This is a genomic window from Pseudodesulfovibrio sp. JC047, assembly GCF_010468615.1.
Taxonomy (GTDB): Bacteria; Desulfobacterota; Desulfovibrionia; order Desulfovibrionales; family Desulfovibrionaceae; genus Pseudodesulfovibrio.
Window position 1 is genome coordinate 130,711 of record NZ_WUEH01000008.1, and the last position, 12,274, is coordinate 142,984.

Consider the following 12,274-nt stretch of genomic DNA (forward strand, 5'->3'; position numbering starts at 1 on the left):
GTTATGCTCCTATGGACGGGATGCCTGTATCAACGGACATGCAGCCAATTTGAATGACGTTTCCATTGTCATCGGTCTTCGTGACAACATTATCGACAACATAAATTTCTCCATCATTATCCCAATCCGTATCGTAAATAAGTTCCTTGAACCAGCAAACCAAGTCCCAAGTTTGTCCGTTGTCGGCGAGGCTAAACAATACTTTGACAGCATTTGGGCCGCCCGAATTCAAGGCATGGGTATCATGTGTGATGCCACCACCATATGCTGACAGCGTGTATTGCTTTATAGATGGCTCAAACAGAGTTTTACTCATATGCGTTGTTGCATAGCCACCAGTGTGGGTAGGGACGCTGCCAGTTAGCTCGGATACAAGACCACAACCAAAGACAACGCGATGGTCGTTAAGATACCAAACATCACCAAACACCTTTACGTCATTCGGGTTCGCAACAGGTCTTACTCGTCTCGCGGCATGATCGTAAATCACACGCACTGCAGAATCTGCCAACATGTCAGCTTCAGAGGCGTAGCCAAGCCCTGCAAATGACCCACCTGTGTTAAACCACAGCATGTTGCCTATGCCGTAAACACCTGCACCGTACTGACTGCTCTCCGACCCATTGACTGCATAGCCCTGCCAAGAGCCGTCATTTTTGCGTAAATACAAACCGGATATGTCTGCGTTTGAGCTGATCGAACGCCCGACCTTAACTGCTCGACGCTGCTCGGTTCCGGTACCGACAGTTTGCAAATCCCCCAACAACTGACTCTGCCAAGTCTTGCCGTTCCAGTAGCCAGCGTTGATTGTGCCGGACTGCGTTCCAGAGCCGCCGATAACAGCCTCAATCTCTGCAACGGTATCCCTGTCAGAGCCAAGAAAGTATTCCGTGCGGGTCTGAGTACCTGCGGTTTTGTTGGCGGTATCTTCTTTGCAAGCTATAACGGTGTAGGTGTTGGAGATTGTAAAGTCGGCTGTCACATCGCCATGTTTGGGATGTATGCCGACCTGATGCCCATCAATCCCAGATACTTGAACAAGGTGCGTAAGATATGGCGTTCCGGAATTACCGAAAACAAAACCAAAAGTATCTTCATAAAGTCGATCATATCCTCCGTACTCTACTGTGGGAGTGTTCGCAGTATTTTGTATCGCTGTGTTCGTTGCGCCTGTCCAGACATGAGTGCGGACAATATTTGGCGTTATCTCAAATACCCCAACAACATCCCAAGCTCCCTCTTCACCAATCAACTGGCCAGATATGAGTTCATTTACCTTGTCGTCAAGGATGGCCTGTCTATCTTTGACAAAGCCATCACCACTTGCAGCGATACGGGTAACCTGTGTGTCACCTTCTGCCGTAACCCGTGCGTTCTGGGTGTTCCCCTCGGAGACAATGCGGGTAACCTGTGTGCCTCCTTCGCCCTCAACATTACCGACCTGAGTAGCACCCGCCGAGTTCACGGCGTTCACTTGTGTGGTCCCGACGGTATTCACTGCCGCCACTTGGTCCGCGCCTTCGGAAGACACGGCATTGACCGAAGTGGTCTCTTGCGCCGAGATATTGGCGATAGCCGCATCTCTCGCGTTTTCCGTGGCCGTCTGCACGGCCTCAGCCCTGACACATGCCTCCTGCGCGGCCTGTGCACTACTCGCCGCATTGGCTTCGCTGGTGGCAGCGTTTTCCGCATACCCCTGCGCATTCGAAATTTCGTCAACGCTCGGCCCGCTTTCAATCCGTGTTCCATCCTCATTAAAAACAAGCGTCCTATTTCCGGTTGGATTGGCCAATTCGACATTGGCACTGTCAGAATCCACGGGAAACGAAATGGCCCTGCTTAATTTTTCAGCCTGGGCAACATTCACTTGTGCCAAACGATCGAGAGACCGTTCCACCACCGAGGATGGAAAAGGGCCATTGAATGACATCTTTTCTTCCTGCGTCATGGAGGGAGATCGATACAAAAGCACCCTTTGTTCGGCCGAAAGCCCGGTTTCGAAAGCCACATGCCCATATTCGTTGTCAGTGACACGCGACGGATCAGCAGGAAGTGTCACGGTATACCCGGATGTCACCAAGACACCATTCACATACACATCCAGTTCATTGACCGTGTACACCTGAAACGTTATCTGAAATGTCACCTGCCCTTGCGTGGCAATATACGCTTCCTTGTTCTTGGTATTGGAAAAAGACATTACCTATACCCCCCTCCATGCTTGATATACGTTGAAGGCGGGAAGATCATCTCCTGCCCATTTTCCTTTTTCAGTCGTCGTTCCATACGCCGCAAATACCCCGGACTCGCCATTTCCTGAAGATGATAGAGAATGAGATAATCAAGTGTAATCCGCGTGTACCACAAGTTAATGAACGGCAAATTATTCTTCACCAAATGAAAAGCCCTTGCAGCACTCGGCGGGTCACCATGAAGTGTGTTCATGGCCATCTTGACAAAATCGTCTGCCGTATTCGGAAACGGTCCCTCAAGCGTCTTCAAGGGACTAGATCCGAATCGATCAAATTTGTTCATCAAAAAATCTCCATAGATACCAGCACCACCACCCTGCATGAAGGCAGCAGTCCATGTCCCAGGATCAGTGAAATCTCGTGGTTTCCTGCCCTTGGCAGCATCCTTCAAGAACATGGCCAAATAACCGAGCACGGTTGTGGAAGCGATAAGGTGAGCCAGTCCTCCCACATCAACCTTGCCGCCTGGTGCCCCGCGCAAATGTGCCATGATCTGCCGTTGCGTGAAGGCAATGGGAAAACTCTTGAATTGCATCATGAACCGCGCTGCTTCGCCCCACAAAGTCCCCGGCTGCAAACCTGCCGTTTGCCACCGTCGCGTGCGCTCATCAGGTACAATCACGCCATAGTTTGTCTCATCGATAAAATACGCCCCAAGCTTGTCCTCGATGTCCATACGAGCAGCTTCACGCAATGCTTCACGACGTTTGTGCAATTGCATGTCCACGTGCATGACGTAGACCGGATCATCAACGGGAGTATCACCCCCCTTTTTCTTATGATGCTTCAACCATTGATCTTGAACAAAGGCTTCATATTCAGCCAATTTTGGGGCGATATAGGCATCCACAACTTCATCACTGAGAAATTTCGCGGCCTCCGGTGTCACATAGCCTTTACCATCCACCTCGTGCAGCTCAAGCGTCTGCACAGCCTTCCATGTCCGTTCGTCAATACCGTGTTGGAGAAGCGTGGAGCGGAACCGCTCGGACAACTTGGCCCAATCCTGTTTGCTGCGCATGGCCATGTGCGCTGAACTCATAAGGGCAAAAGTGGTTCTATTTCGTTCGGTCCAATCCGTCAGACCGGACAACTTGAAAAATGTCTGTTGCGCTGCGCTGAATTTACCGTGAACCTGATCCTCTGCCATGAATCGAGCATGAATATCACCCATCATACCGTCAAATCCGACACCAAGTAGATAGGCTATTTCCTTTTTCTCATGAGGCAACTTGCCTTCAAACAGCCCATGCAATATCCCTGCATAACTTTCAGGCAACGGCATATCCTGCACACGAAGCCGAGCTGCCGCCGTGGCAAGATCGGTCACAGAAGACATGACTGCCATGCCGAGCTTTGCCATGGACGTCCACGACCGAAAGAACGCTCCGGCCTTTGCCCCAATATAATTATGAGGTCGATCAGCCCGTCCGGTCACAAGGTTGAATCCCATGGCAAGAGGACTGTTCACCTGATCGAAACTCCGAGGCAACTTGCCCGCCTGTTTTTTTTTCTGTTTGTCGGTCAGGGTCGGGTCGTTCCAAATCTTCTTTTCAAGGTGCTTGACGTATCGCTCCATGAACGCCTGCGGATTCGGTCCCATAAATTCCATTGACGCCGCATTGACCGCATTGTCCCGCAAATGATGCATCACCGAATCAAAAACGTTACCCGTGCCAAAAGTTTCGGCATATTCCATCCATGCCTCAGCGTTCTTGAAGAACAACATCCGGTGCTGATTGGCGAGCTGCTGCGCCAAATCGGATGGCCCGGACAAAACCATGTTCTGCCAGTCTGTCACTGTGGCCACATCAATTCCGCGTATGATTTTGTTGTAAATTTGTTCCAAAGCCTCGTTCAAATGCTCCGGCGGCATGTTGCCAAAGGTCCGCTCCATATCCAATAAGCCATGCTTGACAATGAAATCTCGCCATTCATTCAAACCGGATTGCATGATCTTGGCCACGTCATGTCGTTGCGGCACCCAATTGGTGAGCCGCTTCACATCCGCGCCCGCCTTCTGCACCCTGCGCCGCGACACATCGGCCACGTCGGAAAGCACCTGCGCCAACCACTGCGCGTCCTTGTTGCCGGTCACACATTGCCCTTCGTCGATATGAAACATTTCCGTAGTCACATCATTAAGGAATTGTTTGTCCCGCTTGATGAGCTTGAGCACATGAGGCCGTTCCCCCTCGATCATGGAAAGGATTTTCCCTGCCCACCGCTGTTCAAGGTCAGCGCGCCGCGTGGACACGGACACACGCCCCCCTTTCATGTTTGCATGATGTCCAAGCAGAACTGCATCCAGAGCTTGCACATAGGACAACTGCCCATTATGCCGAAGCCCTTCCACCTGCGCGTCGAACTTTTCTCGAACAATGATGTTTTTCAAAAGTTGTTGTTTTTCACGAATGGCCGCACTGTTTGCTGTCTCACCAAACCCTTGGGCAATCATATTCAAATCTATATCCGCACTATCTAATTTCATTTCTGCGGATATGCGCTCTTTTTGATCCATCATGGCCTGCATGATATCCATGGCCGTATTGTCATCCACTCCGGCCCGATTCATGATATCCTGCACACAATTATCAACTTGATACCGCGCCATTACATGCCCCCTTTGATGATGCATTCGGCAGCAATCAGAAAACCGTTCGAAATCCGTTTGGCACGCTCAACACCACGTTCTGCTCCGTTCAGTTCCAACACCTCCTCTTCAGTCACCCGCCCGGCTTCGATAAGAGCCTGCACATCTTCCGCGTCTCGCGACAAAATTTCCTCCACTTCCACGGCCTCAATCGGATCAACCGTTTCTGTTTCCTGACGCTCCGTGCGCCAATCCAACCGTTCCGCTGGCGGATGCTCTCCAAATTGTTCCGAAAGAATCCGGGACAAGGCTTCACCGGCCTGGTCCATGTCCGCCCCGTTGAATAGCCGCACCCGCGCCCGTCCATCCGGCAAAAACTCCACTGCGCCGTTGGACCGACCATCCACTGCAAATCGCTGTGGACCGTGACGCGAAATGCTCGGGCTGCCATCCATGGTCCACCGCACCGCATCCTTGACGATCCACGCAACATCTTCGTCCGTCATGGCCACATCGAGACCGCATTCCCGCAAGAATTTTGCAAACCATGCCTTGATGCTCTCCCACGCCGACATCTCCAGTTCGGACAGGTCGCCGCCCTCAACAATCTTCTCGCCGATGTGCGCCAGCATCTCCTCGGCGGCCTCGCGCCGGTGTGCCACCCTGTTGAAATCCAATCCATATTGTTGCCGAATGCCGTCCAGTTCATCTGGGCCGAAATGGTCGAAAACCGAATCCATGAGTGTATTGAATGCCGCATCATCGCCCACCAGCCCACGCAATCCATGATGCACACCCTGTTCATGAAGCCAGGTTGAAACGGCCTGTTCAACGGACTCCATGGCATCGGCCACAATGTATACGGTCTGCCCATCATGGACGCCGCGGACACCGCCAACCATTTCCCTCTGTCTATACAAGGCCTTGATATGCTCCGGCAGTTCAGCAAAAGTATTGACGACCTTCAAAACGGCCGCATTCTTTGCTCGGGCTTGAAGAGTTTCAACAGCGGATCTGACACCACTTTGCAATGACTTGCCATCACTATTCGCTTGGTCTATAATAGGATGCATATCTTGGCGGGTGGGAGCGTTCCCCGTATCCCCGGCAAGGTTGGTTGACTGAGACGCTTCAGGCTTAACCCAGCCTTTTTCTTTATCTATCAATCTCGCCCATTCGGCCTTTCCCTTCCCTCCACTCGTCGGGAATTTCGTTTGTGTTTCATTGGCAAAAAGCACAATCGTATCATAAATATCCTTCTGAGTCTCTTCGTCAAAAAACTTCTTGAGAAAAACGACCTTTTCCCCATCTTTTTTAGAGATTGTCAATTTGACGTCTTCATTTTTCAATGTTTCGGGGAAAGTATGAATATATTCCTGTCTCTTCTTCTGCTTCATGAAATACGCATAATCAAGATCAGTTCCCCCCTTCACCTTTTTGAGGGTAATTCCATGTGGGAAAAGGTGGTTGACTATTTTTTTGAGCGTCTCAACATACTCATTGGGATCTTCATATTTAAGCCTTTTAATTGTTTGAGGCTCCAGACTTTCAAAATATGCCTTCATGGAACTTCTATCCTTGAGACTCAAGGGCGTTCCGGTGTCGTCGTACAGCACCTTCTTGGCAAATCGAATTCCATCCCCGTCATCACCACCCACGGTCACATCGGCAATATACTTCTTCACCCACGTATCCGTGTCCATGCCCTGCGCTGCTGCCAGCCCATCCCAATGCTTCAGGAATATTTCGGCCTGCTCACTTTCCAACCCTCCATTCACGAGGCTCGCAAAGGCCCGATCACGGTTGAACTGTCCCTGTTCAACCGTCTCCTTGAGAATGGGAGCCACATCCACGGACCGACCATCGCCAATATCCAACGCCGCCTTTTGCAGCGACCGCAAAACCATATCCTTTGTCTCACCTCTGAAATACTTGGCCCACGTACCACCTGCACCACCAAACAACATTCCCACAGTGCCACCCAACACGGTATCAACCGCGTAGTCTTCAAACGTAATGGTTTCGCCGCGACGTTTCAGATCGGCCCCGATAGCCGGATTGAAAAGGATATTGCCCGCTGCCGCCTCTGCACCAGATGCCACCATGCGTCCGGCGATTGACCCCATTTTTCCAATCATCTTGAGCTTGGTTGCCTGCCCCAACAAGGGGATATAGTTCACCGGGTCGATAAATCCGGTCCCCATCTGTACGCCAAATCCGACAACCTTCTGCGCCGTGGTCTGCTTGGCCAGCACGGCATCTCGGGCACGCCGTTCGTCGTATTGTTCTGCAAGAATACGAGCACGAACTGGCGTCATGTTGTCTTCCCACTCAATATTGTCTCGATAAAAATCAGATTCTTTCCACTCTTCTTCGTCCATCACCGGAACTTCTGCACGTTTTACCTGATGCGCTCGGTACTGATCATACTGAGTAATCGGGTCATACGGATTACCCCCACCCCAAAAACGACTTTTGGATACCCCGTACTCAGCTTTTTCGGCTCTCGCTATCTGATCTTCATCCCACAAGAGACGAGGAGAAAACCAATCCCACGCGGCCGAAACGTTTGCGCCAAAAGCCTCACCCCATGAGGAGTTCTGCATTCCAAGGTTCAACGCCTCATCATGCTTCGTTGCCAACCGATCTTTCGGAGTCATGAACACTAGTGAATCTCCCAATCTTTTTTACCGGAGGCAATGGTCCCCACATGCACATCAAGGGAATCAATCATGTCCAACTCGTCATACGTGACTACAACCGGCTTGCCGTCCCGATGCATGACACCACCCCCCAAAGGAAGCACAAGCGAAAAGCCCTTGCCGTCTTCTGAATTTTTCCACACCCCATTCCGATAGGCCTCCATTTCAGGAGGCAACCGACGGCTCATTTCACGCAACTTGTCGGCCACGTCGTCCGCGTCCATCTCGGCAGGAGTAAAAATCAAGACATTTTCATCTGCCACGGTCTCGAATCGTCCCCATAATTGGTCCATGACCCCGGTTCCATCACCATCGGCCAACCCCATTTTCAAAGTCATGTCATAAAGTTCCTGATTCATACGCGTATATTTAGGATTTCCGGTCACGCGGTACAATTGCATGAACACATCACCCGGCCCCCCGAAGTATGCGTCTGAAACGTCCTTGGTGATGCTCTTCTTTTCAACAGGATCAACAACGATATCCGACATCTTCATCGACGCAATATCCAAGACCTTGCGCCCTGTAACCGGATCATCCATGTAGACTTCAGCCATGAACGTATGTCCCAACCCAAGATCAAGCTCGGCCAACGCCTGCCGCGAATACTCACCATAAGCGGAGATTTGCTGAAGCATCTTGGCCTTACCATCCCCGTTGGCCCGTTCGTATTGGTCTTTCAACCCCTTGGCCTGTGCCGAGGTCAGAACCTTTGGCTCAACCGCACCAAGTTCACGCTGCAATGCCATGGATGCCTGCACCACGAACGGTTCAAGATCTTCATCCTTTACCCACGGGTCAGCCGCTGCACGCGCCCGGTTCTCTGCGTCTTTTCGCACAAATCCCGCCTGATCCGCTTGAAACGCGGTGTACCGCTGTTGCACCATCTGTCCGGCACTTCGATACATTTCCATATCCGCAACATACCCATCACTGCCCGGCTCCGGCTTCAAGGTCTCCACCATGGCAAACTGGTCGCTGAAAGGTTTATTTTTCACTGCATTCAACGAATCGGCCACCCGGGCAGTCCTGTTGAACTGGGATTGCAACAGGGCCGCCTTTGCCGCTCCCTGTTCCCCCAATGTTGCCAATTCAGCCAGCATTGTTTCAGTTCCATCCATGGGAATCCCGGTCTCCATGGCCGAAGCCAATGAGTCTTGAAGCCTGGGCAACAAGACAGTGCCCCTGTCAATCTGCCGTTGGGCAACCGTCCGCTCCTGTTCACGAACCGCCGCCCGATATGTCGCCTCCACTGATGCGGCCTGATTCGGACTCAAATGCATGAACGGCTCTGGATTAAACACCTCACCACGTTCGGCCATTCCCTGCACCATGCGCAAGGAACGCTTGTAATCCACTGCATCCATGGTTGAATTCCAGGTCTTGGCAAAGGCTCCTTCCGACATAAAAGGCTGAAACGATGTCACATAGCCCTCAAGTTCTTTTCTCGCTGCCTGATACTTTTCCCCATCAGCGGCTTGAATAGCCTTGTTCATGCGCACATCCATTCCTTCCGGCATGGTGGCAAGACGCATTTCCCCATCACGTTTATCAATGAATGCCCGGGTATGCCGTGCATCCCGTTGCATGGTCCGTTCAAAATCGTTGGTCAGAAAATCAGATGCCCGGTGATGAATCCCACCCTTAATCCCGTCAACCAGAGCTTTCACATCCTGACTGCGCCGCTCGGCCAATGTGTCGAGATCCGTGTCCACCTTGTATTTTTCATCCAATTCGACAATCCCGGATTCCAATTGAACACGAGCTGTCTCCACATCATTACGGACCCGATTGTCACTCATGGACTGGGCAATGGACTGCAAGGCGTTTGACAGATGTTGCACACCGCTTTTGTCCAATTCGTGAGCACGAAATCCCTGAGAAGCCTGCTGTCCCTGCGCTGTATATTTTCCGAGTTCCAGTGTCATTTCAGTTCTCTACAGATTAAGAAATTCATAAGAGTGTTTCATGAGCGTTCCCGCTGTCTTGAGATATCCCTGCCGGCGGCTGTTCGCCCCGCTCCGGGCATGGGCCTCGCTCTCCGCATTATATCTGTCTATCTGGTTGGCTGTGTCCGTCCGAATATTTTCAGCCTGTTTTTCAAGCTGATTGGCAAGGTCGGCAAGAATGAACTGAGCTGATCCCCCCGTTCCTCCCTGATGCGATGCAACCGCCACTTCCTGCCCCATTGTGTGCCGCGCCTCACGAAGGAATTGTTCCAAAGTTCGTGCCCCGGCATCCTTGGTCCTTTGCGCATCCACATGTGCCTGTCGGCTATTGAAAACAGCCGTCTTCCACGCGGATTCGGAAGCATCAATCTGCCCGAACGTCTCCAAGGCAGTCGCTCCACCAAAAAGCGTTTTCGAAAACCCGTTTTTCATGATTAATCCTTGAATTCAAAATGTCTGTCGAGTCGTTGCAAACGAAAGGGAAGGGGCTGGTCATGGACCAGATAGAGGTCGGCAAAAGGATTGTATGTCCCCTTGATTTCAACTCTCTTGACACCGGTAAACAAATCGGGAGCCTGATCCATTCGGTCTGATGTGGTCCTGAAAACAACAGGCTGCAAATCTTCTTCATCAAGACTTGGACCACACTTCAGTCCCAAAGATCCCCACATGTAGATGATAGCCCAGTCATTCCGGCGGTCCTTGCCTGCGGTACTGCCCTGCTCGGACTGAAGTTCCACGCGCATCGGTGACCAAATTGCCCGATAATTCAACCCGACATGGACCTTGCAGGCCGGGAGCTGAAGAGAAACGGTCCCATTGTGAACAATCTGCCGAGGATGCACTGACCCATCCGCAAGGATATCAACCGTCTCACCCTCAAGATGCTCCAGACCGCACACGGTCTGCACAGCCGGTCCAGCATACGTCAAACCACAGTCCACATAGAAACAATCTTCCTGAAGATCGCCTTCTTCGTATTCGGCTTCCATGCATTCGATATATCGACGCGTCTGCCCTTGAATGGTTCTGCGCACGATCAAATACACGTCATCCAGGCCATCGCCAGGGATACAGGCTATGGATTCGACAATTGGAGGACCGCCAAGATAATTTCCACCCAAAACGCGAGGCGTCCAGGCTACCACCTTGTGTTTCTTGCTGTAGGTCATGGATATGAGACGCCCATCCGCACACACCGCCCACAAGGTGGGACGCGGCGTGCGTTGAAACGCCCACTCGACAATACCCGATGTCGTCAAATGCTCGGCATTCTCTGTCAATTCACTCTCTGAAAGGCCATCAGTTTCAAAAGCATAACTCAAGGAATACACCGTGCGCCCTTGTTCCTGCACCATGACCACATCTGGACCGATCCGAACAGGATCAACATTTGCCGACCCAAGGGCCAAATCCTGCCGGGGCGTCTGGTTGCGCGGAGTGAGGGGTTCCTGTCCCGGCGTCACGATCCGATATTCCCCGGTATTGGTTCCAAACATGAGATACTGTGCCCAAGCTCCCCACCGAATGGCATTGGCCTTTTCACCGCCAAGATCACGAGTGAATGCGCTGTTATCCAGCACTTCCCCTTTTTCATTGGTGGGAGAAAAATCAAAAATATCATCTGCCGCCGACTGCACGTACCTGCGAGGTTGTGTTCTGGTTCCGGTAAAACCGAGAGCCGGACCGACCCAATGCACGTTGAACGGATATCCGGTCTCCTCACTCCACGCGCCAAGATTCCATTCTTCGGTGGCCGCCGTACTGCCAAATTTCTGTTTGATATCGACCTTGACATGCGTCGCATCCACGAATTCGGTAATCACGCACCAGCCAACGGTCACGTCCGTACCTGATGTATGCTGTAGCCGCACGAATCGCCCCACACTTTTTTCCGTGAAAGGCGCAAATCCCGTCCCCTTGGCGGTCAACGTCTTATTGGTTCCGGTCGTGGCAGAAACGGCAAACTTGAAATCATCATTCGGATTCACGTCCTCCCACGGACCAGCCTCGAAAGGATAATCCTTGATACTCCATGCACTGTGCGCGGACCGGGTGAGCATTTTCTGACACATGTCCCCATGAGTCATGATAAGCGTATCCGCCGATTGCGTCCGCTTCATGTCCACAAGCTGCGCCTCGGAATATGGACTGGCCAATTCATAGATTGGAGTCGCTTCCCATGTGGCTTCCCACGAAATACCGGTCCCGGGCGCGTTGTCATCGCTTGAAGTATGCGCAACACGGCTCCGATACATGACATTATTCCTGCATACGAATGAGGAAACTGCATACTCGATCGAGGCTTCCCACGCTGAAGTTTCAAGAACCCAAAAGGACTCCCACGCCCCCCCTGTACCCGGCTCATTTTCACTACTCGCCGTATGGCCTTGAATACATCGATAGATGGAATCGGCATGATTGACAGAGACGGATATTCCGAATCCCGAATCCACGGTCCAATCCGCTCCGGTCGGCCTGATGATCTGCCCTCCATTCATGATAAACCGAAAAGACGAATCCCCAGCCTCGATAATGTATGCCTGATCCAACGAGAACTCGAACGGGATCAATTTGGCCCGCTTGGTTTCATCCTTGAGCGGACAAATGAACCGTGTTCCCGCACCTTTTTCAGCCGGTCCGCCAATAAGCGGACGGCTGTTCTGCATGGTTCGCATGGCACGAATTCTCGGTTCGTAATCAAGCCGCCATTCGAGTGCCGCAAGATCATGCTCACCAGCATTGAAAATCGTCTGTGTCAAAGTCGGCATGGAATCT

Annotated in this window: 6 protein-coding genes; all 6 read right to left on the reverse strand. The window is 51.8% G+C overall.

The window, feature by feature from the left end; all coding sequences use genetic code 11:
* Position 1 precedes the first annotated feature (1 nt).
* Genes GO013_RS07250 through GO013_RS07275 form a run of 6 tightly spaced genes read right to left on the reverse strand, consistent with a single transcriptional unit; the run spans position 2 to position 12,267 of the window.
* Positions 2-2,200, reverse strand: coding sequence for a hypothetical protein (locus GO013_RS07250; protein WP_163809651.1), 2,199 nt, complete (start codon positions 2,198-2,200; stop codon positions 2-4).
* Positions 2,200-4,866 carry a hypothetical protein gene (locus tag GO013_RS07255; protein ID WP_163809653.1) on the reverse strand — a complete coding sequence of 889 codons (2,667 nt, stop codon included), beginning with the start codon at positions 4,864-4,866 and terminating at the stop codon, positions 2,200-2,202. Before GO013_RS07255 ends, GO013_RS07250 begins: the two co-directional genes overlap by 1 nt.
* Positions 4,866-7,505: a hypothetical protein gene (locus tag GO013_RS07260; RefSeq protein ID WP_163809655.1), complete on the reverse strand. Its 2,640-nt coding sequence runs from the start codon at positions 7,503-7,505 to the stop codon at positions 4,866-4,868. The genes GO013_RS07255 and GO013_RS07260 overlap by 1 nt, the downstream gene beginning before the upstream one ends.
* Before the next feature lie 5 nt (positions 7,506-7,510).
* A complete protein-coding gene (locus GO013_RS07265; RefSeq protein WP_163809656.1) occupies positions 7,511-9,475 on the reverse strand; it encodes a hypothetical protein in 1,965 nt (654 codons plus the stop codon).
* 9 nt (positions 9,476-9,484) lie between these two features.
* Positions 9,485-9,928, reverse strand: coding sequence for a hypothetical protein (locus GO013_RS07270; protein WP_163809658.1), 444 nt, complete (start codon positions 9,926-9,928; stop codon positions 9,485-9,487).
* A 2-nt stretch (positions 9,929-9,930) separates the two neighbouring features.
* Positions 9,931-12,267 carry a hypothetical protein gene (locus tag GO013_RS07275; protein WP_163809660.1) on the reverse strand — a complete coding sequence of 779 codons (2,337 nt, stop codon included), beginning with the start codon at positions 12,265-12,267 and terminating at the stop codon, positions 9,931-9,933.
* Positions 12,268-12,274 lie beyond the last annotated feature (7 nt).